This is a genomic window from Roseateles depolymerans (assembly GCF_003387155.1).
GTDB classification, from domain to species: Bacteria; Pseudomonadota; Gammaproteobacteria; order Burkholderiales; family Burkholderiaceae_C; genus Roseateles; species Roseateles depolymerans.
Genome location: NZ_QUMT01000001.1, coordinates 468,034 through 493,625, shown reverse-complemented (window position 1 = coordinate 493,625; position 25,592 = coordinate 468,034). Strand labels below are relative to the sequence as shown.

General features: G+C 65.4%; 25 protein-coding genes. 12 read left to right on the top strand and 13 right to left on the bottom strand.

Features of this window, described 5'->3' with window-relative positions; translation table 11 throughout:
- The 9 genes from lepA to plsX form a co-directional block, all read right to left on the bottom strand.
- Entirely contained in the window at positions 1 to 1,809 is a 1,809-nt protein-coding gene (gene lepA, locus DES44_RS02085; RefSeq protein WP_058936426.1) for a translation elongation factor 4, read from the bottom strand.
- Positions 1,810 to 2,456: 647 nt separating this feature from the next.
- A complete protein-coding gene (locus DES44_RS02080) occupies positions 2,457 to 4,004 on the bottom strand; it encodes a DegQ family serine endoprotease (protein ID WP_058936427.1) in 1,548 nt (515 codons plus the stop codon).
- A gap of 58 nt (positions 4,005 to 4,062) precedes the next feature.
- The gene (locus DES44_RS02075) at positions 4,063 to 4,644 is read right to left on the bottom strand and encodes a hypothetical protein (protein ID WP_058936428.1); all 582 of its coding nucleotides are present in this window, start codon (positions 4,642 to 4,644) and stop codon (positions 4,063 to 4,065) included.
- A gap of 73 nt (positions 4,645 to 4,717) precedes the next feature.
- A complete protein-coding gene (gene fabF, locus DES44_RS02070; RefSeq protein ID WP_058936429.1) occupies positions 4,718 to 5,965 on the bottom strand; it encodes a beta-ketoacyl-ACP synthase II in 1,248 nt (415 codons plus the stop codon).
- 68 nt (positions 5,966 to 6,033) lie between these two features.
- Positions 6,034 to 6,273 carry an acyl carrier protein gene (acpP, locus tag DES44_RS02065; RefSeq protein WP_058936430.1) on the bottom strand — a complete coding sequence of 80 codons (240 nt, stop codon included), beginning with the start codon at positions 6,271 to 6,273 and terminating at the stop codon, positions 6,034 to 6,036.
- 216 nt (positions 6,274 to 6,489) lie between these two features.
- Positions 6,490 to 7,227, bottom strand: a complete 738-nt coding sequence (gene fabG, locus DES44_RS02060; RefSeq protein ID WP_058936431.1) for a 3-oxoacyl-ACP reductase FabG — start codon at positions 7,225 to 7,227, stop codon at positions 6,490 to 6,492.
- A gap of 80 nt (positions 7,228 to 7,307) precedes the next feature.
- Positions 7,308 to 8,249, bottom strand: coding sequence for an ACP S-malonyltransferase (fabD, locus tag DES44_RS02055; protein ID WP_058936432.1), 942 nt, complete (start codon positions 8,247 to 8,249; stop codon positions 7,308 to 7,310).
- 66 nt (positions 8,250 to 8,315) lie between these two features.
- Entirely contained in the window at positions 8,316 to 9,329 is a 1,014-nt protein-coding gene (locus tag DES44_RS02050) for a beta-ketoacyl-ACP synthase III (protein ID WP_058936433.1), read from the bottom strand.
- On the bottom strand, positions 9,326 to 10,393 hold the full coding sequence (gene plsX, locus DES44_RS02045; RefSeq protein ID WP_058937579.1) for a phosphate acyltransferase PlsX: 1,068 nt from the start codon (positions 10,391 to 10,393) through the stop codon (positions 9,326 to 9,328). The genes DES44_RS02050 and plsX overlap by 4 nt, the downstream gene beginning before the upstream one ends.
- A 212-nt stretch (positions 10,394 to 10,605) precedes the next feature.
- On the opposite strand from plsX, the gene DES44_RS24920 reads away from it, so the two are divergent.
- Positions 10,606 to 10,755: a hypothetical protein gene (locus tag DES44_RS24920; protein WP_157592982.1), complete on the top strand. Its 150-nt coding sequence runs from the start codon at positions 10,606 to 10,608 to the stop codon at positions 10,753 to 10,755.
- Positions 10,756 to 10,798: 43 nt separating this feature from the next.
- Here DES44_RS24920 and rpmF read toward each other — a convergent pair whose 3' ends face one another.
- The gene (gene rpmF / locus DES44_RS02040) at positions 10,799 to 10,984 is read right to left on the bottom strand and encodes a 50S ribosomal protein L32 (protein ID WP_058936434.1); all 186 of its coding nucleotides are present in this window, start codon (positions 10,982 to 10,984) and stop codon (positions 10,799 to 10,801) included.
- Between the two features lie 221 nt (positions 10,985 to 11,205).
- Complete coding sequence (locus tag DES44_RS02035; RefSeq protein ID WP_058936435.1) at positions 11,206 to 11,772, bottom strand: YceD family protein; 567 nt, start codon at positions 11,770 to 11,772, stop codon at positions 11,206 to 11,208.
- Positions 11,773 to 11,870: 98 nt separating this feature from the next.
- Here DES44_RS02035 and DES44_RS02030 point away from each other — a divergent pair, with 98 nt between their 5' ends.
- Together DES44_RS02030 and DES44_RS02025 are read left to right on the top strand one after the other, a co-directional pair.
- On the top strand, positions 11,871 to 12,572 hold the full coding sequence (locus tag DES44_RS02030) for a Maf family nucleotide pyrophosphatase (protein ID WP_232309835.1): 702 nt from the start codon (positions 11,871 to 11,873) through the stop codon (positions 12,570 to 12,572).
- On the top strand, positions 12,569 to 13,345 hold the full coding sequence (locus DES44_RS02025; RefSeq protein WP_058936436.1) for an SAM-dependent methyltransferase: 777 nt from the start codon (positions 12,569 to 12,571) through the stop codon (positions 13,343 to 13,345). The genes DES44_RS02030 and DES44_RS02025 overlap by 4 nt, the downstream gene beginning before the upstream one ends.
- Positions 13,346 to 13,439: 94 nt before the next feature.
- Here the strand turns inward: DES44_RS02025 and DES44_RS02020 are convergent, their stop codons facing one another.
- Positions 13,440 to 14,957, bottom strand: coding sequence for a DEAD/DEAH box helicase (locus tag DES44_RS02020; protein WP_058936437.1), 1,518 nt, complete (start codon positions 14,955 to 14,957; stop codon positions 13,440 to 13,442).
- 106 nt (positions 14,958 to 15,063) lie between these two features.
- Positions 15,064 to 16,194 carry an MraY family glycosyltransferase gene (locus tag DES44_RS02015; protein WP_058936438.1) on the bottom strand — a complete coding sequence of 377 codons (1,131 nt, stop codon included), beginning with the start codon at positions 16,192 to 16,194 and terminating at the stop codon, positions 15,064 to 15,066.
- A gap of 393 nt (positions 16,195 to 16,587) precedes the next feature.
- Between DES44_RS02015 and DES44_RS02010 the strand changes: the two genes are divergently transcribed.
- From DES44_RS02010 to DES44_RS01970, 9 genes are read left to right on the top strand one after another with little or no spacing between them, the layout of a single operon-like run.
- The gene (locus DES44_RS02010) at positions 16,588 to 18,369 is read left to right on the top strand and encodes an SLBB domain-containing protein (protein ID WP_058936439.1); all 1,782 of its coding nucleotides are present in this window, start codon (positions 16,588 to 16,590) and stop codon (positions 18,367 to 18,369) included.
- Between the two features lie 17 nt (positions 18,370 to 18,386).
- Entirely contained in the window at positions 18,387 to 19,508 is a 1,122-nt protein-coding gene (locus tag DES44_RS02005; protein WP_116001395.1) for a Wzz/FepE/Etk N-terminal domain-containing protein, read from the top strand.
- A 52-nt stretch (positions 19,509 to 19,560) separates the two neighbouring features.
- Positions 19,561 to 19,944, top strand: coding sequence for a MarR family EPS-associated transcriptional regulator (locus DES44_RS02000; RefSeq protein ID WP_083525829.1), 384 nt, complete (start codon positions 19,561 to 19,563; stop codon positions 19,942 to 19,944).
- Positions 19,944 to 20,957: an FAD-binding oxidoreductase gene (locus DES44_RS01995; RefSeq protein ID WP_058936440.1), complete on the top strand. Its 1,014-nt coding sequence runs from the start codon at positions 19,944 to 19,946 to the stop codon at positions 20,955 to 20,957. The genes DES44_RS02000 and DES44_RS01995 overlap by 1 nt, the downstream gene beginning before the upstream one ends.
- Positions 20,958 to 20,992: 35 nt before the next feature.
- Entirely contained in the window at positions 20,993 to 21,766 is a 774-nt protein-coding gene (gene rfbF, locus DES44_RS01990; RefSeq protein ID WP_058936441.1) for a glucose-1-phosphate cytidylyltransferase, read from the top strand.
- Positions 21,767 to 21,777: 11 nt separating this feature from the next.
- The gene (rfbG, locus tag DES44_RS01985) at positions 21,778 to 22,836 is read left to right on the top strand and encodes a CDP-glucose 4,6-dehydratase (RefSeq protein ID WP_058936442.1); all 1,059 of its coding nucleotides are present in this window, start codon (positions 21,778 to 21,780) and stop codon (positions 22,834 to 22,836) included.
- Positions 22,833 to 24,185, top strand: a complete 1,353-nt coding sequence (gene rfbH, locus DES44_RS01980) for a lipopolysaccharide biosynthesis protein RfbH (RefSeq protein ID WP_058936443.1) — start codon at positions 22,833 to 22,835, stop codon at positions 24,183 to 24,185. Before rfbG ends, rfbH begins: the two co-directional genes overlap by 4 nt.
- Positions 24,186 to 24,196: 11 nt before the next feature.
- Positions 24,197 to 24,733, top strand: coding sequence for a dTDP-4-dehydrorhamnose 3,5-epimerase family protein (locus DES44_RS01975; RefSeq protein ID WP_058936444.1), 537 nt, complete (start codon positions 24,197 to 24,199; stop codon positions 24,731 to 24,733).
- A gap of 2 nt (positions 24,734 to 24,735) precedes the next feature.
- Positions 24,736 to 25,584 carry an NAD-dependent epimerase/dehydratase family protein gene (locus DES44_RS01970; protein WP_058936445.1) on the top strand — a complete coding sequence of 283 codons (849 nt, stop codon included), beginning with the start codon at positions 24,736 to 24,738 and terminating at the stop codon, positions 25,582 to 25,584.
- Positions 25,585 to 25,592 lie beyond the last annotated feature (8 nt).

Sequence of the window (25,592 nt, the reverse complement as noted above, 5' to 3'; positions counted from 1 at the left end):
TCATTCTTCGACTTGGAGGATGGCCAGGAAGGCTTCTTGCGGCACCTCCACCGAACCGATTTGTTTCATGCGTTTCTTGCCGGCCTTCTGCTTCTCCAGCAGCTTGCGCTTGCGGGTGATGTCACCCCCATAGCATTTTGCCAGCACGTTCTTGCGCAGCGCCTTGATGTTCTCGCGGGAGATGATGTTGGCGCCGATGGCGGCCTGGATGGCCACGTCATACATCTGGCGCGGAATGATCTCGCGCATCTTCGCCGCCACCTGGCGGCCGCGGTACTGGGACTGCGACCGGTGCACGATCAGGGACAGCGCATCGATGCGGTCGCCGTTGATCAGCATGTCCACCTTCACGACGTCGGAGGCGCGGTATTCCTTGAACTCGTAGTCCATCGAGGCATAACCGCGGGAGACCGACTTGAGCTTGTCGAAGAAGTCCAGCACGATTTCCGCCAGCGGGATTTCGTAGGTGAGCATGACCTGGCGGCCGTGATAGGCCATGTTCAGCTGCACGCCGCGCTTCTGGTTGGCCAGCGTCATCACCGGGCCGACGTATTCCTGCGGCATGTACAGATGCACGGTGACGATGGGCTCACGGATCTCGCCGATCTTGCTCTGCTCCGGCATCTTGGACGGGTTTTCCACCTCGATGACTTCGCCGTCGTTGAGCTGCACTTCGTACACCACGCTGGGGGCGGTGGTGATCAGGTCCTGGTCGAACTCACGCTCCAGCCGCTCCTGCACGATCTCCATGTGCAGCAGGCCCAGGAAGCCGCAGCGGAAACCGAAGCCCAGCGCCTGGGAGACTTCCGGTTCGAAGCGCAGCGAGGCATCGTTGAGCTTGAGCTTTTCCAGGGCGTCGCGCAGCTGGTCGTATTCGCTGGCTTCGGTGGGATACAGACCGGCGAAGACCTGCGGCTGGATTTCCTTGAAGCCGGGCAGCGCCTCGGTGGCCGGGCCCAGGTTGTTGGGTTGCTTCTTCTCGACGGTGATGGTGTCGCCCACCTTCGCCGCGGCCAGTTCCTTGATGCCGGCGATGATGAAACCCACCTCCCCGGCGTTGAGCCGGTCGCGCGGTTCGGACTTAGGGGTGAACACGCCCAGGTGCTCGGCGGGGTAGACCGCGTCGGTGGCCATCATGCGGATGCGCTCACCCTTGCGCAGCGTGCCGTCCACCACACGGACCAGCATCACCACGCCGACGTAGTTGTCGAACCAGGAGTCGATGATCATCGCCCGCAGCGGAGCTTCCACCTGGCCCTTGGGGGCCGGCATGCGGGTGATGATGGCTTCGAGGATGTCGTCCACGCCCATGCCGGTCTTGGCCGAGCAGGGGATGGCGTCGGTCGCGTCGATGCCGATCACGTCCTCGATCTCCGACTTGGCCCCTTCCGGGTTGGCCTGCGGCAGGTCCATCTTGTTGAGCACCGGCACCACTTCCACGCCCAGCTCCAGCGCGGTGTAGCAGTTGGCCACGGTCTGGGCTTCCACGCCCTGGCTCGCGTCCACCACCAGCAGCGCGCCTTCGCAGGCGGACAGCGAGCGGCTGACTTCGTAGGAGAAGTCCACGTGCCCCGGGGTGTCGATCAGGTTGAGGTTGTAGACCTGGCCGTCGCGGGCCTTGTACTGCAGGGCCGCGGTCTGGGCCTTGATGGTGATGCCGCGCTCGCGTTCGATGTCCATCGAGTCCAGCACCTGCGCTTCCATCTCCCGGTCCGACAGGCCGCCGCAGCGCTGGATGATGCGATCGGCCAGAGTGCTCTTGCCGTGATCGATGTGGGCAATGATGGAGAAATTGCGGATGTGGTTCATGGACTCAGTCGGAGGCCGCGGACCCGGAGACTGCCATGGGAGCACCGTGCAGAGAACGGCTCCCGGGCCTGCCCCAGGGCGGCGAAGCGTGGCCCCTTCGTGGGCTCACACGGAACATATGAGGAACTCGGGGTCACGTGTGCCACATGCGCCGCTGCCCTCGTGTGGCGGACGGCAGATGCAAGCCTGCGGGACATAAAAAAAAGGCACGTCGAAACGGTGACGCGCCTTCCAACAAAACGTATGGCAACTGCTTGTTGGGCTTTCATTGTAGCCAAAAGGGCCGCGCTGAAAACCGCATGGATGCGAGCTTTGCGGGCGTTGCCCTTCGCCAACAGGAATTTTTTCAACAGGTTATCCACAAAAGCTTGAGGACATCCTGTGGATCAATCCAGCCCTTTGCAGAGCCTTCCTGATTCCCTGTCGCAGTGGCTACAAAGAGAGCCGGACGCGGTGCGATTGTAGCGGAGGGCAGCATCAATCCCGTCGGTTGGTCACATCCGCTAGCGAGCACCAACCGACGGAAATCGTGGACAGGTTGCTCGCAGAGCGGACTCAGATTCCGCATCACGGAAAGCCCCAGACGGGCGGTGGGTTGAAGGCGCATGGCAAGGGTTAACCCTGACAGACACCCTCCCCCCACCTGGTTAGCCCTTGCCCGGCTTCAAGACCACGAAGCTCGCGGCATCCCCGCGGCGCACCAGCATCTGCAGGGGCTTGTTCTTCTCGGCCTTGGCCAGCACCGCCTGGAACTGCTTGATCGTCTTGACCTCGGTGTTGGCCACCGACAGGATCAGGTCGCCTGCACGCAAACCGGCGCGCGCTGCGGGACCGTCCACCGCATCGATCTTGATGCCGGCGCTGAGCTTGAGCTCCTTGCGCTGGGCATCGGTCAGCTCGCTCACCGTCAGGCCCCAGGCCTGGGCGCCCGTCTGCACCGGCGCTTCGGGTTCAGGCGTGGCTGGTGCGCGGTCATCCGGCAGGGCTTCCAGCGTGGCGGTCAGGTCCTTGTAGCCACCGCGGCGGAACACCTGGATCGTCACCTTCGAGCCCGGGGGCGTGGCGGCGGCCAGGCGGCGCAGATCGACCGCCTTCTCCACGGGCTTGCCGTTGAACCGGGTGATGACATCGCCCAGCTCCAGGCCCGCCTTCTCGCCAGGGCCGCCCGCCGTGATGCGGGTGACCTGCGCGCCCAGGGGCTTGCCCAGGCCGATGGCTTCGGCCACTTCCTTGCTCACGTCGTCCGGATAGACGCCCAGCATGCCGCGGGTGACGCGGCCCTTGCTGCGCAGCTGATCGGCCACGCGCATCGCTTCATCGATCGGAATCGCGAAGGAGATGCCCATGAAGCCGCCGGACTGGCTGTAGATCTGGGAGTTGATGCCGACCACCTCGCCGCGCAGGTTCAGCAGCGGGCCGCCCGAGTTGCCCGGGTTGATGGCCACGTCGGTCTGGATGAGGGGCAGCAGGTCGCCGGTATCGCGTGCCTTGGCGCTGACGATGCCGGCGGTCACGGTGTTGTCGAAACCGAAGGGCGAGCCGATGGCCATCACCCATTCACCGACCTTGAGCTTGCCGACATCGCCCATGCGCAACATGGGCAGGCCGGTGGCGTCGATCTTGAGCACGGCCACGTCGGTGCGGCGGTCCAGGCCCACCACCTTGGCCTTGAATTCGCGCTTGTCGGTCAGGGTGACCATGACCTCGTCGGCCTCGTCCACGACGTGGGCGTTGGTCATCACGTAGCCGTCGGCGCCGATGACGAAGCCGGACCCCAGGCCGCGACGCTGGGGCGACGCATCGTCGTCATCGTCGTCATCGTCGGGGGACGGCATGTTGGGCGTCCCTGGCGCGTTGGGCGTCGGAGCGCCCTTGCGCTGCGGCGGCACCGGGATGCCGAAGCGGCGCAGGAATTCGCGCATCTGCTCATCGAGCTGGGCATTGGTGCCCACCTTGATCTTTTCCGAGGTCCGGATGTTGACCACGGCCGGACCGGCCTGCTCGACCAGCACGCTGAAATCGGGCAGTGCCCGGGCGAGGTCAGCCACGGGTGCCGGGGCGGGCGCGGGAGCCGCTGCCGAGGCAGGGGCCACCGGCGTCGCCTGGGCAGCCGCCTGGGCGACCGCATGCAAGGGCGCCTGCAGCGCGGCGGCGCCTGCGAGCGCCAGGGCAAGATGACGGAACGGTTTGGACATGAAGACTCGCGTCAGGAGCAGATCAGAGGAACAGAACTTACATCATGCACGGAAATGCTCAGGTTCGTGCCATGAAGAGGTGAATGCGCAGTAACGACCAGTGGCCGGCCTGCTGCCGCCGGGACACCGCCAGACAGGAGTGGCGCCAGAAGCGCCCTTCACTGCCGATCGGGACCAGCCGCAGCAGCAGCCAGTGCTCGCCATCCAGCAGCACATGAGGGGTCACGGCCACGGCGGGACGACCTGGGTCGATGCCTGCTGGGGTGGCGTTGGCAAGCGGCTCGCCCGCGGCTGCGTGCTTCGCAGCCGCATCGGTGGTGACTGCGTGCTTCGCAGGCACATCGGTGGTAGCTGCGTGCTTCGCAGCCGCATCGGTGGCCGCGGCCGGCTCCCACCACCATTGCTCGCCATCCCATCGCAGGGATGCGGCGAGCGGTGACTCCGCGCGCACCCGCACCTGCCGATCCGTCACCCACAGCGCAGCGGCCAGCAGGCCAGCCGCGATGACCATCAGTGTGCAGAAAGGGGACGTGAGTTGCAGCAGCACCGCCAGCACGGCGGTGAGCAGGCCGGCCGCCCGCAGCACATCCTGCACCGCCTGCCACGCGGGATCCGGCGGACAAAGAAAACGCCGGGCCATCGCTGCACGATGAACCCGGCGTGGGGGAGTGGCCAAGGCCTGCGCGGTCATACGTTCACCGCGCGAGGGCCGTTCAGACCCGCTTGAAGATCAGGGTGCCATTCGTGCCGCCAAAACCGAAGTTGTTCTTGGCGGCATATTCGATGGGCATCTTGCGCGCTTCATTGGCGCAATAGTCCAGGTCGCAGGCCGGGTCCTGATTGAAGATGTTGATGGTCGGCGGGGCGATCTGGTCGTGGATCGCCTTGACGGTGAACACCGACTCGATGCCGCCGGCGCCGCCCAGCAGGTGGCCGGTCATCGACTTGGTCGAGGACACCACCAGGCCGTTCTTGGCATGGTCGCCGAAGGCCTGCTTGATGGCGTTGGTCTCGTTGGCATCGCCCAGCGGCGTGGACGTGCCATGGGCATTCATGTACTGGATCTGGTCGGGGTTCAGACCGGCATTGCGCAGGGCATTGCGCATCGAGCGGGTCGGGCCGTCCACATCCGGCGCGGTCATGTGGAAAGCGTCGGCACTCATGCCAAAGCCCACCAGTTCCGCATAGATCTTGGCGCCACGCTTCTTGGCGTGTTCGTACTCTTCCAGCACCAGGACACCGGCGCCCTCGCCCAGCACAAAGCCGTCGCGATCCTTGTCCCAGGGGCGGGACGCGGTCTTGGGGTCGTCGTTGCGGGTGGACAGGGCACGGGCAGCCGCGAACCCACCCACGCCCAGGGGCGACACGGTGGATTCGGCGCCGCCGGCCACCATGACGTCGGCGTCGCCCGCCTCGATCATGCGACCGGCCTGGCCGATGCTGTGCAGCCCGGTGGTGCAGGCCGTCACGATGGCCAGGTTGGGGCCCTTGAAGCCGCACTGGATGGACACGTGACCGGAGATCATGTTGATGATCGAGGCCGGCACGAAGAACGGAGAGATGCGGCGGGGGCCGCGGTTGGTCAGCTCCGCATGCGTCTCTTCAATCATGGGCAGGCCGCCGATGCCGGAGCCGACCAGCACGCCAATGCGTTCGGCCAGTTCGGGCTGCAGCGCCTCGCCGGTGGGCAGACCCGCATCCCGGATGGCCTGCAGTGAAGCGGCCAGCCCGTAGTGGATGAAGGTGTCCATGTGCCGCGCTTCCTTCGCGGAGAAATATTCCTCCACGTTGAAGCCCTTGACCTCCCCCGCGAATTGACAGGCCAGGTTGCTGGCATCAAAACGGGTGATGTGATCAATGCCGGATTGACCAGCCACGATGTTGGCCCAGCCCTGCTCGACCGTGTTACCCACGGGACTGATCAGGCCAAGACCGGTGACGACGACGCGACGACGGCTCATGCTCTATGACTGAAGTGATACTGCGGGAACGCCTCGGGGCTGCGCTGCTGGAGCGCGCCCCCCATGGATCAAGCCTTTTGGTGCTTGACGGCGTAGTCGATCGCCAGCTGAACGGTGGTGATCTTCTCGGCTTCCTCGTCCGGGATCTCGATGCCGAACTCGTCTTCCAGGGCCATCACCAGTTCCACGGTGTCCAGAGAATCAGCGCCCAGATCGGCGACGAAGGCCTTTTCATTGGTCACATCGGCTTCAGGCACGCCGAGTTGCTCGGCGATGATTTTCTTGACACGTGCTTCGATATCGCTCATGACTCCTCCAGGAGGGGTTTGCTAGAACAACCCGGGATTCTAAGGCCTTAGAGTGGCGCCCCTAAGATCAGGCGCCCCCGAGGCGATCGGTTCCCTTGGGAACGTGAACGCGCTCGGACTCTATCAGCCCCACACCGGCCGGGTGAATCCGGTGGGCACCCACCCTTTTGGGAAGCGGGTACCACGATGCGTGAAATGTAGTGGCGGGCGAGGCCCTCAGCTCATGTACATGCCGCCATTGACATGCAGCTCTGAGCCGGTGATGTAGCCCGCTTCCTTGGATGCCAGGAACGCCACCGCACTGGCGATTTCCGAAGGATCGCCCAGCCGGCCCAGGGGAATCTGTGCCAGCAATGCGGTCTTCTGGGCTTCGGGCAGGACATCGGTCATGTCGGTGGCGATGAAGCCGGGCGCCACGCAGTTGACGGTGATGTTGCGGCTGCCCAGCTCCCGTGCCAGGGCACGTGTCATGCCCGCCACGCCGGCCTTGGCCGCCGCATAGTTAGCCTGGCCGGCATTGCCGGAGGCACCCACCACCGAGGTGATGTTGATGATGCGGCCCCAGCGCTGCTTCATCATCGTGCGCATGACTGCCCGGCTGGCGCGGAAGACGGCCTTGAGATTGGTGTCCAGCACCGCGTCCCAGTCTTCGTCCTTCAGGCGCATGGACAGCATGTCGCGGGTGATGCCGGCATTGTTGACCAGCACATGCAGGCCACCGTCCTGCTTGGTGATGGCATCCACCAGGGCTTCCACCGCGGCGCCATCATTCACATTGAGGACCACGCCCCGGCCGCCCAGCGGCTGCAGCGCCTCCGAGATGGCCTGGGCCCCGGACTCGCTGGTGGCGGTGCCGATGACGGTAAAGCCCTTGTCGGCCAGGGTCAGGGCGATGGAACGGCCAATGCCCCGGCTGGCGCCGGTGACCAATGCGACTTGCTTGCTCTCACTCATGGAAATCCTCAGCTCGGTTCAGCGTGCTCTAAAGGCGTTCTCTAAAGGCGTGCTCTCGCAGCGTGCTCTTCGGCCCAGCCTCAGGCCAGCAGGGCCTTGGCGTCCGCCAGCGAGGCGGGATCCAGCACGGTGGTGCTGGCAATCTCGCCGTCGATGCGCTTGGCCATGCCCGCCAGCACCTTGCCGGGACCGCACTCGATGATCGTGCTCAGGCCGCGGGCCTTGATCGCCTGCACCACCTCCACCCAGCGCACCGGGCCGAAGGCCTGGCGGTAGAGGGCGTCACGCAGGGCGTCCGGGCTGTCGGTCACGGCCACGTCGATGTTGTTGATCACCGGGAAGGACGCCGGCTTGAACGCCACCGCGGCCAGCTTGTCGCGCAGGCGATCGGCGGCCGGTTTCATCAGGCTGGAATGGAAGGGAGCCGACACCGGCAGCGGCAGCGCGCGCTTGGCACCGGCCGCCTTGAGGGCTTCCATCGCCTTGTCGACACCGGCCTTGCTGCCGGCAATCACGGTCTGCTTGGGATCGTTGAAATTCACGGCTTCCACGACCTCGCCACTGTCCTTGGCGACCTGCAGGCAGACGTCGCGCACGACCGAAGCGTCCAGGCCCAGGATGGCGGACATGGCGCCGGTGCCCACCGGCACGGCCTCCTGCATGGCCTGCGCACGGAAGCGCACCAGCGGCAACGCGTCCGCCAGGCTCAGCGCCCCGGAGGCGACCAGTGCGGTGTACTCGCCCAGCGAATGACCCGCCGCGGCGGCCGGCACCAGACCGGTTTCCGCGATCCATGCGCGATAGCAGGCCACGCCGGCGGTCAGCATGACCGGCTGGGTGTTGGTGGTCAGGTCCAGCTGTTCCTTCGGGCCCTGATGGATCAGCGCGCCGATGTCTTCCCCCAGCGCCGCCGAAGCTTCGGCCAGCGTGCGGGCCACCTCGGGATGATCGCCCCAGGCGTCCAGCATGCCGACGGATTGGGATCCCTGGCCGGGGAAGACGAATGCGAAGCTCTTGCTCATGGCTGTCGGATCAGTCGGTAGTGAATGGAATGGAAATGAAGAGTGAGGGGGAGTGCGGGGGCTGGTTCAGAAATCCAGCAGCACCGCGCCCCAGGTGAAGCCGCCGCCCACGCCTTCAAGCATGACGGTGTCGCCCCGGCGGATCTTGCCGGACCGCACGGCAACGTCCAGCGCCAGCGGAATCGAGGCCGCGGAGGTGTTGCCATGCTCGTCCACCGTGACGATCAGCTTGTCCAGGGACATCTTCAGCTTCTTGGCCGTGCCCTGCATGATGCGGATGTTGGCCTGGTGAGGAATCAGCCAGTCGATGTCGGCATCGGTGCGGCCGGCCTTGTCCAGGACGGAGCGCGCCACCTTGTCCAGCACGCCCACGGCCAGCTTGAACACGGCCTGGCCGTCCATCTTCAGCAGCGGATGGCCCAGCACCTCACCGCCGGACACGGTCCCGGGGGTGCACAGGATGTCGACATGACGACCGTCGGCGTGCAGTTCGCTGGCCAGGATGCCGGGCACGTCGCTGGCGCCCAGCACGACCGCGCCGGCACCATCGCCAAACAGCACGCAGGTGGTGCGGTCCTTGAAATCCAGAATGCGCGAGAACACTTCCGCGCCGACGACCAGCGCCTTGCTCGCGGCACCGCTCTTGATCATCGAATCCGCGACGGTCAGGGCGTAAACGAAGCCGGAGCACACCGCCTGGACATCAAAGGCCGGGCAGCCGTGGATGCCGAGCTTTTGCTGCAGCAGGCAGGCGGTGGAGGGGAAGACCATGTCCGGGGTGGACGTGGCCACGATGATCAGATCGATCTCTTCAGCCGCCACGCCCGCGGCTTCCAGCGCAGCGCGGGCTGCCGGCAAGGCCAGGTCGCTGGACGTAGTGTCCGGGCCGGCGAAATGGCGGGCATGGATGCCGGTGCGCTCGACGATCCAGTCGTGCGATGTCTCGATGCCATCCTGCGCCAGCCGGTCGGCCAGCGCCTGGTTGGTCACCCGGTCACCGGGGAGGAAGCTGCCCGTGCCGAGGATGCGCGAGAAGCGTGTCGAAGCAAGGGGGGAAGTAGGGGCGGAAGCAGTGGTCATGCAGCGTGGACAGCCGGGGCTGCCGTGTCTCCAGCATCGCCGCCCTCCTCACTGGCAGGCGCCGGTAGGGCCTGCATCGTTGCGACGATTCGATCATGAACCCGGTCTAGAAGCCGGTTGCGAGCCGCATCATAAGCCCTGTTCAAAGCCTGCTCGAAAGCAAACGCATCCGCCGAACCGTGGCTCTTGAAGACCAAACCCCGCAGTCCCAGCAGGGCCGCGCCGTTGAATCGACGATGATCGACGCGGTTCTTGAAACGTTGCAGGATCGGCATGGCCAGAAGAGCGACGATGCGGGTCCAGCCACTGCGGGTGAACTCCGCACGGATGAAGCTGGAGATCATGCTCGCCAGCCCTTCGGCGGTCTTCAGGGCCACATTCCCGACAAATCCGTCACACACGACGATGTCGGTGGTGCCTTTGAAGATGTCATTGCCTTCCACGTTGCCATGGAACTTCAGGGTGTCATGGGCATGCGCTTCGCGCAGCAGTTCACCGGCACGTTTGATGGTCTCGTTGCCCTTGATCATCTCCTCGCCGATGTTCAGCAGGCCGACGGTGGGCTCTTCCTTGCCATCCACGGCGGACACCAGTGCACTGCCCATCACGGCGAACTGCAGCAGGTGCTCGGGGCCGCAATCCACATTGGCGCCCAGGTCCAGCACCGTCGTGAAGCCGCCATTCTGATTGGGCATGACGGTCGCGATGGCAGGGCGGTCGATGCCGTCCATGGTCTTGAGCAGGTACTTGGCCACCGCCATGAGGGCGCCGGTGTTGCCCGCCGACACACAGGCCTGCGCGAGCGGGGCCTCGCCATCGCGGCCGGCCTTGAGCTGCTGCAGGGCCACGCGCATGGAGGAGTCCTTCTTGCGGCGCAGGGCCACCTCGATCGGATCTTCCATGGTCACCACCTCGCTGGCCGCCACGATGCGGCAGCGCGGCCAGTTCGCCGCCTCCGCCAGCGCCTGCGGCTGACCCACCAGCACCAGTTCGGCCTGCGGGTGGTTCGCCAGGAAGGCCTTGCAGGCGGGCAGCGTGATGGAGGGGCCGTGGTCACCGCCCATGCAGTCCACTGCCAGCCGCAAAGGCGTCAGGGGCGACGTAGGCGACGCAAGGGACGAGGACTGCGGAGCGTGGGTGTCAGACATCGAAACCAATGAGGGACGAGACCAATGAGGGACGGAGCAAGGGGCAGGCAGAACGCAATGACGAGCCGATCACCTTACGCGAGGCAGCGCTGGCGGACAAGCGTTGCCGCCCATGGACCCAACGGGCCATGACCGAAGCGATTCCAGCCCAGCCACCGCAGCAAAGTCTTTCCGGCAAAGCAAAAGCCCGGCAACGCCATGCGCTGAACCGGGCTTTGGAAGCAACACTGTGGAAGCTCAGGTCTGAGGAGACCGATCATGGCGCCGAGGCACCATGACATCGCTGTGGGCGACAGATCGTGACCGACAGGGTCGGGACGATCAGGCCGCGTCAGCCTTGGTCTTCAGAACCTTGCGGCCACGATAGAAGCCGGTGGGGCTGATGTGGTGACGCAGATGCACTTCGCCGGTGGTCGGCTCGATCGCGGTACCCGGGGTGCCCAGGGCATTGTGCGAACGGTGCATGCCACGCTTGGAAGGCGACTTCTTGTTTTGCTGAACGGCCATGAAATTTCTCCTAAAGGCTTCGGCGCGGTGATCAAAAAAACTGATCAAGCTTCGTGAAAGTCGAGGCCTGCGATGGTTTTGCGCTAGGGGTGGTGGCAGATGAAGACCACAACCGATGCCTCGGCCCAGCCATGCCCCAAAACGAAGCCATGAATTCAAGTGTTCATGACCTGCCAATGGGCCAGTAAGCCGGGAAAGCCCGCGAGTGTAGCACAGCGCTTTCAGGCTTTACCAGCCGTCCCCTTCTTGAGAGCGGCCAATGCCGCAAAGGGATGGGGGCGCTCTTTTTCCGCTTCCTCTTCCAGCTCGTCCGGCTCGGCCAGGGGCAGGGGTTCCGGGCAAACCTCGTGGCGGGGCACCAGCGGCAACGCCAGCAGCAGCTCGTCCTCGGCCAGTTCCTGCAGATTCAGGACGCGGGGCAAGGCCAGCACGTCGTCTTCGCTGTCCATGTCCAGTTCAGCGGCCTGGTCTTCGTCCCGCACAAAGCGGAACCAGCGCGACATGGCCACCTCCTCCACCACGGGCTGCAGGCAGCGCTGACAGGTCTGGGCCACCTGGGCCTGGGCATCCAGGCGCATCCAGATCTGCGGCTCACTGCCACGAGGCGTGCGGATTTCGCCCTCTGCAGCCCAGCGCACGGCGGGCCAGCCGGAGGCGGGCGCTTCGGGGGCGGCGGTGTCGGCCAGACGCGGCAGCTCGGCGGCAGGCCATTCGCCATCCAGCGATCCGCCCTCACGGGCAAAGGATTCCACATCCAGCTTGAGAGGATTCAGGGCTCGGGACTTCATGCCGCAAGTGTACGAGCCCGGCCGCCCGTCGCGCCCGTTGCGTCCGAGCGGGAACGACGGCGCCCGGAGAGGCGCAGGCCAATGGGAGAATTCGCGCCATGACCCCTCCTGCCGTGATGACTCCCTCGCCGACACCCCGTCTGGTGCTGGGGTCCACCTCCCCCTACCGACGCGAACTGCTGCAGCGACTGCAGATCGCCTTCGACGTGGCGGCTCCCCGCGTGGACGAGACGCCGCTGCCGGGTGAAGCCCCCGAGGCGCTGGCCCGTCGCCTGGCGCTGGCCAAGGCCCGCGCCGTGGCTGCGGATCATCCCGACGCGGTGGTGATCGGCTCGGACCAGGTGGCGGACCTGGACGGCCAGCCGCTGGGCAAACCCGGCAGCCATGAGCGGGCCGTGGCCCAGTTGCGCGCCATGCGCGGCCGCACGGTGATCTTTCACACGGCGCTGGCGGTGGTCTGCGAGAGGAGCGGCTTCAGCGCTACCGACCTGGCCCGGGTCGAGGTGCGGTTCCGCGCTCTGAGCGACGAGGAGATCGAGGCCTATCTGCGGGCCGAGCAACCCTATGACTGCGCCGGCAGCGCCAAGGCGGAAGGCCTGGGCATCTCGCTGCTGGAGGCGATCGTGTCGGACGATCCGACCGCGCTGATCGGCCTGCCGCTGATCCGCACCTGTCAGTTGCTGCGGCAGGCGGGGATGCAAGTGCCGGCCCTGTCCGCCCTGCCCGCCTCCCCCAGTTCCCCCACCACGTCCCCCACCTCTCCCCTCACTTCCCCCGCCTCGCCCGGAGACCTCCAGTGACCCTCGGCCGCCTCTACCTCGTCCCCAACACCCTGGATTTCGGCATGGACGGCCAGACCGTGGACCTGCGCGAAGTCCTGCCCGACGCCGTGATCGCCCAGGCCGCCCGCCTGACTCACTGGGCCGCCGAGAATGCCAAGACCACCCGCGCCTTCCTCAAGCGGGTGGACGGAGTGCATCCGCTGGCGCTGCCGCTGCAGCAGCAGCAGATCCTGGAACTGCCGCGGCCGCCCAAGGGCCGCACGCCCGCCCCCTCCGCCTCGGACGACGCTGCCTGGCAGGCCCTGCTCGCCCCCGCCCTGCAGGGCACGGACGTGGGACTGATGTCCGAAGCCGGCATGCCGGCGGTGGCCGACCCCGGCGCACGCCTGGTGGCTGCCGCGCACGCCGCGGGCGTCCCGGTGATTCCGCTGGTGGGCCCCAGCTCGCTGCTGCTGGCAGTGGCCGCCAGCGGCATGAACGGCCAGAGCTTCGCATTCGTGGGCTACCTGCCTACCGATGGCGCGGCGCGCCAGGCACGCCTGAAGGAGCTGGAGGCGCATTCGGCCCGGGAGCAACAGACCCAGCTGATGATCGAGACGCCCTATCGCAACAGCGCGCTGCTGCAGGCGCTGATCCAGCAGCTCAAACCCGGTACGGTGCTGTCGGTGAGCTGCGGGCTCAGCCTGGCCGACGCCTGGACGCACAGCGCGCCGGTGTCGCAGTGGAAGAAGTCGCCGAAGAGCGTGCCGGACAAGGTGCCCGCGGTGTTTGCCTTTCTCGCTGGGCGGTGAGCACCGGGGCCGCGGACAGACGAAAAAAATGGGCGCGACCCTCACAGGTCGGCCCATGTCTTGATCTCGGTCAGGCCGGCGAGCCGGCCCGACATCAGGATTCGGTCGTCACCGGTTTCTTGGCGCCGAACAAGGCGGCCACCTTCCGCTTGGGCTTGATGTTGCCCACGGCACCGGCAGCGCCTCGCGACGCGGACGGTGCGCCCGCAGAAGCACTCTCCCAGCTCGGCGGCTCGGCGCGGTCCGAGGCTTCGTAAGGCTTGTCGAACAGCGGGTCGTACGGCGTGCGGGGCTGGGAACGAGCGACCGGAGCACTGCTGTAGGCCTCGTCGCGACGATCCTCGCGCTCCCGGCGCGGACGCTCCTCGCGGCGAACGTCCCCGCGTCCTTCTCCGCGTCCTTCAGGGGCGCCGTCCCGGTCGCGGCGCTCGCTGCGGCGGGGGCGGTCGTCCTCCAGCTGCAGGGGCTCGAGTTCCAGCTTGCGCTTGATCAGCTTTTCGATCTCGCCCACCAGACGGGCATCCGACCGGGCCACCAGCGTGAAGGCCAGGCCGGAGGCGCCCGCGCGGCCGGTGCGGCCAATGCGGTGCACGTAGTCTTCGGCGTTGAAGGGCACGTCGAAGTTGAAGACGGCCGGCAGGTCGGCGATGTCCAGGCCGCGGGCCGCCACGTCGGTGGCCACCAGCAGTTCCACTTCACCGCGCTTGAACGCTTCCAGCGACTTCAGGCGCTCGTCCTGCGACTTGTCCCCGTGCAGCGCAGCGGTCTTCAGGCCGTCACGCTCGAACGAACGGGCCAGGCGCGCCGCACCCAGCTTGGAGTTCACGAAGACGATGGATTGGGTGATCTGGCGCTGACGCAGCAGATGCAGGATGGCCGCCCGCTTGTCGTCATCTTCCACGCTGAAGAAACGCTGCTCGACGGTGGACGCGGTGGCATTGGGGCGCGCCACTTCCACCAGCTCCGGCTCCTGCAGGTAGCTTTGGGCCAGACGCTTGATCTCCGGCGAGAAGGTCGCCGAGAACAGCAGGGTCTGACGCGCCTTGGGCAGGTAGCTGAGGATGCGTTGCAGGTCGGGCAGGAAGCCGATGTCCAGCATGCGGTCCGCTTCGTCCAGCACCACATACTCGACCTGGTTGAGCACGCAGTTCTTGGCTTCGATGTGGTCCAGCAGACGGCCCGGGGTGGCGATCAGCACTTCCACGCCGCCCTTGAGCTGCAGCGTTTGGGGTTTCATGTCCACACCGCCGAAGACGCAGGCCACCCGCAGCTGGGTGTGCCGGGAATAGGCCTTGACGTTGTTGGCCACCTGGTCAGCCAGTTCGCGCGTGGGCGCCAGCACCAGGGCGCGGACGGGGTGGCGGGCTGGCGAGGCGCTGGCATTCTCATGCTTGAGCATGCGCTGCAGCAGCGGGATGGAGAAGGCGGCGGTCTTGCCGGTGCCGGTCTGGGCAGCGCCCATCACATCGCGGCCTTCCAGCACAACGGGGATGGCCTTGGCCTGGATCGGCGTCATCGTCGCGTAGCCCTGGTCAGCGACGGCGCGCAGCAGCTTCGGATCCAGCGGCAGCGTGTCAAATCGCGGGCTTGGCGTCGGGGTGGTGTCTGTCATGGGGGCGGATTATCCCTTATGCCCCGCATTCGGCCCAAATCAGGCCCAAAACCATGAAACACCGGGTGTCCGGCGGTGCCGGGCGGGGCGGCCCGGCGCAGGGGCCTCACTCGGCGCGGCTGTTGCCCGGCAGCTTGCGGGGATCGCCCCGGAAGACCATCCACTTGGGGGTGCGGAAGCGGACGATGCGCCAGTACAGCGCCACGTAGACGACGCCGAACAGCACCATGCAGGCCAGGATCATCGGGGTCGAGTCCCAGAACAGCAGGGCCGGGGCCAGGGACGAGATGCACAAGGTCCAGAGATACGGCGCGGTCATCGAGTTGCGGCGGGTCATGGCGCGCGCATCGCGTGCGCCAATCGCCCATCGCATCAGGCGTCGATAAATCAGGGAATGCAGATGGATGCCATCCGGCGCGCCGGGGGACACGTCGCGCAGTACGCGGCGCCGGTAGATGGAGAACACCGTCTCGAACACCGGGTAGATGCAGACCATCAGGGCGAAGAGCGGCGACACCTCGCTGTGGCGCGAGATCAGCAAAATGCCCATCTCCGCCAGGTAAAAGCCCATGAAATAGGCCCCGCCGTCGCCCAGGAAGATCATGCCGGCCGGATAGTTCCAGACGAAGAAGCCCAGGATGGCGCCCACGCCGGCCAGGGCCCAGAGGGCGAGTTCCACGTCCCCGACCTGGTAGGCGACATAAGCCAGGGTCAGCAGCATGAGGCTGACGCACATGGACGACAGCCCGTTGAAGCCGTCGATGATGTTGACCGAGTTGGCCACGCCCGCCACGGTGAAGACGGTGGCGACAAAGGCCCCGGCGGCGGTGCCCACCACCAGGTCCAGCCCGGGGATGTCGGTGCGGGTGATGGCGGCGCCCAGCACGAAGACGCCCAGGGCGGCCGACACGGCCGTGGCCAGCAGGCGCTTTCCAGGGGACACCCGCTTGGTGAAGTCCTCGATCAGGCCGGCGCCGAAGGCGGGCAGGCCGCACAGCAGCAGCAGCAGGCCGAGGCGGGCGTGACCAGCCGAGGGCATCAGATAAGCCGCCGCGACCATGCCGGCCAGGCCAGCGAAGATGCCCACGCCGCCGATGCGAGGCACCGGGCGGGCATGGAATTTCTGGGGGCCGGACAGATCATGGTCGGCCGACAGATGGCCGTGCCGGGTCGATGAATGCACCACATAAAGGGTGATCACCGCCGCCACGGCAAAGGGGATCAGCAGGAACAGCATGCGCGGCAGTGTAGCGAGCCCGTTTGGGCAAATAGCGGTTTTGGCGCCACAACGTGCTCTTAGAATGCGGCGGCTTGCTGTCGGGGCCCTGGGGCCCTTGCAGGTTCGGTCCAGCTTTCCGTGAGACTTCGCATGCCTATCAGCGCCCTTCGCGCCCCTGTTTCGGCCTTTGGTGGCCTGACCCGATTGGTCCGCCACGCGGGTGTTGCCGTGCTAGCTTGTGGCTTGAGTGCAGGCCTGCTGGCGGCCCATGCAGCCGATAACGACACGACCGGGTCAGGGTCCGGGTCCTCGATCTATCAATCGAGCGGCGATGGCGCCACTGGCCCCTTCCGATTGAACACTGGTCGCAGCTCGTCAGACACCAATCAGGCCACGTCGTCGACTGGGACCATGGTCCAGCGTCAGCGTTACGTCCCCAACGAGTTCGAGATCTACGTCAACAAGCAGCTGGGCATCGACCTCAAGCAACTGGAAGAGCAGCAAAAGCTCGATCGCCAAGCGGAACGCACCAGCACTCTCACCGCGCAGTACACGGGCGCGGGCGCCGGCTCCACGCGCATCAACCCCGACAGTGTCGTCCGCCGCCTGGGCGCAGACCTCATCCTGGATGAATCTCTAACAGGCAACGCCAGCGCCGATGGTCCGCGGGAAGCGCCCGCCGATTACCTGATCGGCATCGGCGACGAAGTGCAGGTCACGCTATGGGGATCCGTCGACGCGGACCTGCGGTTGACGGTCGATCGAAGCGGCCGCATCACCGTTCCCCGGGTCGGCCCCATTCTGGTGGCAGGTGTGCGCTACGGTGACCTGAACGAAATGGTGCGCTCTCGCGTGGCCCAGGTTTTCAAGAACTTTCAGGTGAGCACAACGCTGGGCAAGCTGCGGTCGATCCGCATCTACGTCACCGGCTTCGTGGCCAAGCCGGGCGCCTACACGGTGAGCAGCCTGGCGACCCTGGTGTCGGGGCTGATCCGCGCGGGCGGCCCGTCGGGCGCGGGCAGCTTCCGCAACATTGAGCTGCGCCGCAACGGTCAATTGGTGGCGCAGTTCGATGCCTACGACTTCCTGCTCAAGGGGGACAAGGCGTCCGACCGACCGCTGCAGGCCGAAGATGTGATTCACGTGGGGCCGATCGGTCCGCAGGTGGCCGTCCTGGGGAGCGTTAACAAGCCCGCCATTGGTGAACTCAAGCCCACTGAGACCGTGAGCGACGTGCTCGCCATGGCCGGTGGGTTCAGCGCCGTCGCCGACCGGACGCGGATCGCCGTTGAACGCCTGAGCGACCGCAACGACCGGCGCATGGTGGAGCTGGCGCTGCCTCAGCAACTCGCGGCCAGCATCACGAACGGCGATGTGCTGCGAGTGTTCAGCAGCGTCAATGCGGAGCTCCCGCTGTACAAGCAATACAAGCGAGTGCAGGTGGAAGGAGAAGTGGCACGGCCCGGCGAGTATGTGCTGCCGCCCAATGCAACCCTGGTGGATGCCATCACCGCGGCGGGCGGTTTGACGCCACAGGCCTACCTCTTCGGAACCGATTTCTCCCGGGAGAGCGTGCGTCGCTCGCAGCAGGAGAACTATGACCGCGCACTGCGAGACCTGGAAACGGAATTCACCCGCAGCACCTCGACCCAGCGCACGGCCAATGCCGATGAGGCCCAGGCCCAGGCGGCCCGCGCCAGCAACACCACCCGTCTTGTGGAACGGCTGCGGGCGGTTCGCCCGACAGGCCGCATCGTGCTGCAACTGGACCCCAACGCCTCCACCCTGCCCCCCCTGACCGTCGAAAGCGGCGACCGCCTATTGATTCCCGCACGCCCCACCACCGTCGGGGTGTTCGGAAGCGTGTTCAACGGGGGCAGTTATCTGCTGACCGAGGGCAGTTCGGTCGATGACGTTCTCAAGCTGGCGGGTGGCCCCACACGCGGCGCGGACCCCGGCAGCATGTTCGTGCTGCGCGCCAACGGTAGCGTGATCAGTGCTCGCCAATCCAACAGCGGCTGGTTCGGGTTCAACTCTGCGATGACCAACCTGCCTGCTTTGCCTGGCGACACGGTCTTTGTTCCAGAAGAGCTCAACAAGACCACGTTCATCCAGGAGGCGAAGGACTGGACACAGATCCTGTATCAGTTCGGCCTGGGCGTTGCTGCACTGCAAACCCTGAAGAACAACTGATGACCGGATCGTCCCCCATGTCCGCAGCTCCTTCCCACGTGCCGTCCAGCGACAGCAGTTCTCTCGCCGCGCCTTCATTCCAGGTGGGCGCCACCCTGCTTTCGCACTGGCGCCTGCTCATCGCCGGCCCCATTGCAGCGGGTGCTCTGGCGTTGGGCGCGACCTATTTGATGGACCCGATCTACACGGCCAAGACCACCTTCCTGCCGCCGCAGCAGCAGCAGGGGGCGGCGGCGGCGGCGCTGCAGTCCCTCGGTGCGCTGGCAAGCCTGGCGGGTGGCTCCGGTGCGGTCAAGACCCCGGGCGATCAATACGTGGCCTTCATGCAAAGCGTGACCGTCGAAGACCGGATCGTCGAGAAGTTCAAGCTCATGGAGCCGGCCAAGGCAAAGTATCGATTCGAGGCGCGGAACTTCCTCAGAAAGTCGGCGCGGATCGAGCTGGGCAAGAAGGATGGCCTCATCAGCGTCGAAGTCGATTCGAAGGACCCCCAGTTGGCCGCCGACATTGCCAACCAGTATGTGGAAGAACTGCGCCACATGACGGCGAATCTGTCCTTGACCGAGGCGCAGCAGCGGCGGGCCTTCTTCGAGGAGCAGCTGAAAAATTCGAAGGAGCAACTCGCGCGGGCCCAGCAGGAGCTGCAGACGGTGGGCTTCAACCCGGGTGCCTTGAAGACCGAGCCCAGGGCAGCGGCGGATAACTACGCACGCGTCAAGGCCGAGCTGACCGCGGCCGAAGTGCGCCTGCAGTCCTTGCGTCGATCCCTCACCGACACGGCGCCGGAAGTGCAACAGCAGTCCGCCATCATTGGCGCCCTGCGCAGCGAACTCAATCGTCTGGAAGCCAGCAGCAGCACGAATGCGAGTGACTACATTGGCAAGTACCGCGAGTTCAAGTACCAGGAATCGCTGTTTGAGCTGTTTTCCAAACAGTACGAATTGGCGCGACTGGACGAGAGCCGGGAGGGATTCCTCATCCAGGTGATCGACCCCGCCATCAAGCCGGAATACAAGAGCAAGCCCAAGCGCGCCCAGATCGCCCTGGTCACCGCATTTGCCACGGGGCTCGCCCTGTGCGCCTTCCTCATATTGCGTCAGTCGAGACGCTTCAAGCCAGGGGCCGCCGCAGGCGCGTGAAGCAGCGGCGTCGCATGGTAAAGTGGGTGCGCTCAAACGTTGAACACACTCCGTGCCCCGCTCCGCCGCCACCAACGATCTCGACTACGCGCTGCTGCAGCAAATCGAAGATCACACCGAAATCAGTCAACGCGCGCTCGCACAGGGACTGGGCGTCAGCGTCGGCAAGATCAACTACTGCCTGCGCGCTGTGATCGACCGAGGCTGGGTGAAGGTGAACAACTTCCGACGCGCAGACAACAAGATCGCTTACATGTACCTGTTGACGCCCAGCGGCGCCATGGCGAAGTTGCGCCTGGCTCGCGACTTCCTCGCGCAGAAGGAAGCGCAGTTCGAGCAGTTGCAGCGCGAGATCGCCATCCTGCGCTCCGAGCTTTCGCAGAGCGACCCAACCCGCGTCGAGGAGACCTCCGCGGACAGCCCTGAGAGTTTTTGATGTTTGCGGTCACCATTGCCAACGGCAAGACGTTCTCTGCCGCCGAAGGGGAGTCGCTCCTGGACGCGGCCTTGCGCCAGCACATCACGCTGGATTACAGCTGCCGCACCGGCCGTTGCAGCACCTGTCGCAGCCGCGTGACCGCCGGAACCACCGTGGCGCTGCGCGACGAAACCGGCCTCAGCGCCTCGGAGAAGGCCGAGGGCTTTGTGCTGACCTGTGTCCGGGGTGCCTGCTCGGACGTCTCCCTCGATATCGAGGACCTGGGCGACCTGGCCTTGCCCGAACCCAAGACAGTCCCTTGCCGCATCCATGCACTGGCCAAGCTTTCGCATGACGTCGTGCGGGTCGTGCTGCGCACGCCGCCCGCCACTGCGCTGGCATTCCTTCCCGGCCAATACATCGACGTCATCGGGGCCGGGGGGCTGCGCCGCAGCTATTCGGTGGCCAACGCGCCGCAGGATGACCACCTGATCGAGCTGCACATCCGCGAGGTGCCTGGCGGCGAGATGAGCCAATACTGGTTCCGGGACGCCAAGCCGAACGACCTCCTTCGCCTGCGCGGACCCCTGGGGACCTTCTTTCTGCGGGGCCACACCGACCGTGATCTGGTCTTCCTGGCCACCGGCACCGGCATCGCTCCTGTCAAGGCGATGCTCGAAGGCCTGGCCCGCGCCGATTCGGCCACCCTGCCCCGATCCATCCATGTGTACTGGGGGGGGCGCCAACCTGCCGACCTATACTGGCGGCCCGAAGAAGACCACCGGCTGGACGCATTGCGTCCGCTCCTGAGCTTTGTTCCGGTGCTGTCGCGCGCGGACAGCGCCTGGGAGGGGACCCGGGGCCATGTTCAGTCCGCGCTGCTGGCGCAGGGGCCGGACCTGCAAAACGCAGTGGTCTATGCCTGTGGCTCGGACGCCATGATCCGCGACGCGCAGACTCAGTTGACCCGCAAGGGCCTCGCTTCCGGCAGTTTCCATTCCGACGCCTTTGTGAGCTCGGGCGCAGCCTGAGCCCTTTTGACGATCCACGATTCCATAGGACTTCCATGAAAGCAGTCATCCTGGCCGGTGGCCTGGGCACGCGTCTGAGCGAAGAGACGGCCCTCCGACCGAAACCCATGGTGGAGATCGGTGGAAGACCGATCCTGTGGCACATCCTCAAGATGTATTCGCATCACGGCGTGAATGACTTTGTGATCTGCTGCGGCTACAAGGGATACGTGATCAAGGAGTACTTCGCCAACTACTTCCTGCACATGTCTGACGTCACCTTCGACATGCGGAGCAACCGCATGGAAGTGCATCACAAACGGGCCGAGCCGTGGACCGTGACGCTGGTGGACACCGGTGATGATTCGATGACCGGCGGCCGCTTGCGTCGGGTGGCCGAATACGTCCGCCATGAAGAAGCGTTCTGCTTCACCTACGGCGATGGCGTGGGCGACATCGACATCAGCGCGACCCTTGCATTCCACAAGCAACACGGCAAGGCAGCCACGCTGACCGCGACCTACCCACCTGGCCGGTTTGGCGCACTCGACATCCAGGACCGTCAGGTCAAGGCATTCAAGGAAAAGCCCAAGGGTGACGGCGCCATGATCAACGGCGGATTTTTCGTGCTCTCGCCGCGCGTGCTGGACTACATCAGCGATGACAGCAGCATTTGGGAGCAGGAACCCCTCATGGGCCTTGCCCGCGATGGGGAGCTGATGGCGTTTGAGCATGAGGGATTCTGGCAACCCATGGACACCCTGCGGGACAAGCACCACCTGGAAGAACTCTGGGCCTCCGGGAAGGCTCCATGGAAGCAGTGGGACTGAGCCTAGTGAACATGACCAACCCTGATTTCTGGCAAGGCAAACGCGTCCTTCTCACTGGGCATACCGGTTTCAAGGGCAGCTGGTTGAGCTTGTGGCTTCAGTCCATGGGCGCAGTCGTTCGTGGCCTGGCATTGCCCGCACCGACGGAACCGGCGCTGTTCAATGTGGCTCGGGTCGCCGAGGGCATGGAGCATCGCATCGCCGACATTCGCGACCTGGCGGCCGTGCAACGGGAGTTCAACGACTTTCGTCCGGAGATCCTGTTCCACATGGCCGCGCAGCCGCTGGTGCGCCTGTCCTACCTGCAGCCTGTGGAGACCTACGCGACGAACGTGATGGGCACGGTCCATGTCCTGGAAGCTGCTCGCCAGGTGGGCACCGTCAAGGCGATCGTCAACATCACCACGGACAAGTGCTATGAAAACCGCGAGTGGGTGTGGGGCTATCGGGAAGACGAGCCGATGGGAGGGCACGACCCCTACTCCAACAGCAAGGGCTGTGCGGAGCTGGTGAGCAGCGCCTACCGCCGTTCCTTCCTCAAGGACGCCCACATCGCGATGGCCACCGCACGAGCGGGCAACGTGATCGGTGGTGGGGACTGGGCGCTTGACCGGCTGCTGCCGGATGTCCTGCGCGCCCTGGAGCAGCGTGAGCCCGTGCTCATTCGCAACCCCCACGCCATCCGACCCTGGCAGCATGTGCTGGAGCCGCTATCCGGCTACCTGCTGCTGGCCGAGCGCCTCTACACCCACGGACAGACCGATGCGGAAGGCTGGAACTTTGGCCCCCGCGATGAAGATGCTCGTCCGGTCCAGTGGATTGTCGAGCACCTTTGCTCAAAGTGGGGCAAGGATGCCGGCTGGACCCTCCAGCCCGGCGAGCATCCGCACGAGGCCCATTTCCTCAAGCTGGACATCTCCAAGGCGCGCCAGCGCCTTCAATGGGCGCCACGCTGGTCACTGGAAATCGCCCTGTCCCGCATTACCGAGTGGCACCAGGCCTGGCTGAAGGGCCAGGACATGCGTGCCTTCACCCTGAACCAGATCTCCCAGTACCGAGCCAACGCATGAGCACTACCCCCGTCCATTTCCAGCCGCAGCTTGACAAGCTGCGCAGCCAGATCAACGAACTCGTCCAGCAATACGCGGACATTGCCTATGCGCCCAAGCCGTTCGTGCCGGGCCAGAGCGCCGTGCCGGTGTCGGGCAAGGTGATCGGCGCCAAGGAGCTGCAGCTGATGGTGGAAGCCTCGCTGGACGGCTGGCTGACCACGGGCCGCTTCAATGCGCAATTCGAGCAGCGCCTGGCGCAGTTCCTGGGTGTGAAGTACCTCATCACGGTGAACTCCGGTTCTTCGGCCAATCTGGTGGCCTTCTCCGCCCTGACCAGTCCCAAGCTGGGCGACCGCGCCATCAAGCAAGGTGACGAGGTGATCGGCGTGGCCGCCGGTTTCCCCACCACCGTCAACCCCATCCTCCAGTTTGGCGCAGTGCCGGTGTTCGTGGACGTGGATCTGGCCACGCACAACATCGACGCGAGCAAGATTGAAGCCGCCATCACCCCCAAGACCAAGGCCATCATGCTGGCCCACAGCCTGGGCAATCCGTTCAACCTGGACGTGGTGACGGCACTGTGCAAGAAGCACAACCTGTGGCTGGTGGAGGATTGCTGCGACGCGCTTGGCGCCACCTATGACGGCAAGCTGGTCGGCACCTTCGGCGACATCGGCACGCTGAGCTTCTACCCCGCCCACCACATCACCATGGGCGAAGGCGGCGCGGTGTTCACCAACAACCCCGAGCTCAAGCTCATTGCGGAGTCCTTCCGCGACTGGGGCCGTGACTGCTATTGCCCGCCCGGCAAGGACAACACTTGCGACAAGCGCTTCTGCTGGACCAAGGAGCAACTCGGCGGCGACCTGCCCGACGGCTACGACCACAAGTACACCTACAGCCACCTCGGCTACAACCTCAAGATCACGGACATGCAAGCCGCCTGCGCGCTGGCCCAGATGGACCGGGTCGAGGAGTTCATTGCCAAGCGTCGTGCCAACTTCACCTACCTGAAGAACCGACTGCAGAGCTGCGCGGAGTTCCTGCATCTGCCTGAGGCAACGCCGAAGTCCGAACCCTCCTGGTTTGGCTTTCCGCTGGTCCTGAAGGAGACGGCCGGCGTCAAGCGCGCTGACCTGATCAACTTCCTGGAAGAGAACAAGATCGGTACGCGCCTGCTGTTCGCCGGCAACCTGACCAAGCAGCCGTACATGGCGAACCGGAATTTCCGTGTCAGTGGCGAGCTGACCAACACGGATGTGGTCATGACCCAGACGTTCTGGCTGGGTACGTTCCCGGCGCTGGGCACGGAGCAACTCGACTACATCGCTGACAAGCTGGAAGAGTTCTTCGGACTGAACTTCTGACTGGGGGCTGCATGGAACTGGTGCCCACCCGACTGCCCGGCTGCTTCCAGGTTCGTCCTTTTTTCGCCAAGGACGACCGTGGCAGCTTCGTGAAGACCTTTCATGCGGAGCGCTTCGCAGAACTCGGTCTGCCCGTGTCGTGGCGCGAGGAGTACTACTCCCTGTCGCATCAGGGGGTGATACGCGGCATGCACTTCCAGACCCCGCCACACGACCATGAAAAGCTGGTGTATTGCCAGCAAGGTCGGGTGCTGGACGTCGTACTGGACCTGCGCAGGCAGTCCTCCACGTATGGTCAGCATCTGGCGATTGAACTGGACGCCGCTCGTGGGGACGGCCTCATGATTCCCAAGGGGATGGCGCACGGTTTCCTGGCGCTCACACCTGAGGTCATCATGGCCTACAAGGTCACCACCACCTATTCGCCAGCGCATGACGCCGGTATCCGCTGGGACTCATTCGGGCTGGACTGGAAGGTCGAACAGCCGATCCTCTCCGCCCGAGATGCGGCCCACCCTGCTTTTGCGGACTTTCAGTCGCCGTTCTGACCATGAAGCTCTTCATCACCGGGGGCACTGGCTTTGTCGGCTCCCACCTGATCAATCAGGCGCATGCGGCTGGCCATACGCTGGTGGCACAGCGTCGCCCGGGCAGCCAGTCCCGCCTGAAGCTGGACCGCGAGCCGCAATGGGTGGACCGGGCGTTGGACGGTGACTTCACCGCCGAGCTTGAGGGCTGCGATGCCGTGGTGCATCTGGCGTCACACACGCCCAACCCTCCCTACGCACCGCTGGATGAATGTCTTTACTGGAATGTCTTTGCAGCCGTGCACCTGCTGCAGCAAGCGGCCGCGCTCGGCATCCGGGATGTCCTGGTGGCAGGCACCTGCTTCGAATATGGGGAAGCCGCACAAGGCCTTGACGTCGTCCCTCCGGCGACCGACATGCGCCCCTCCCTGAGCTATCCCATCTCCAAGGCTGCCGCGACCACCGCCTGCCTGGGCCTGGCGCGTCATCTCGGCCTGCGTCTGCAAGTGTTGCGCATCTTCCAGGTCTTTGGCGACGGGGAAGCCGCCACGCGATTCTGGCCGTCACTGAGGGCAGCCGCCCTGGAGGGTCGCGACTTCGCCATGAGTGCCGGCGTTCAGGTCCGAGACTTCATTCCCGTGCAGGACGTTGCCCGCCAGTTCCTGGCGGCGCTGGACTTCAGCCAAGTGGAACCGGGACGCCCACAGGTACGAAACGTGGGAACCGGCCATGGGCAAACGCTGCTGGCTTTTGCCCAGCACTGGTGGGCCCACTGGCAGGCGACAGGTCAACTGGTGCCAGGACAGGTCGGTCTGCGGCCTGGCGAGCTGCCCAGACTGGTGGCCGACATGAACAGCGTCCACATCGCGTGAGTCCGCTC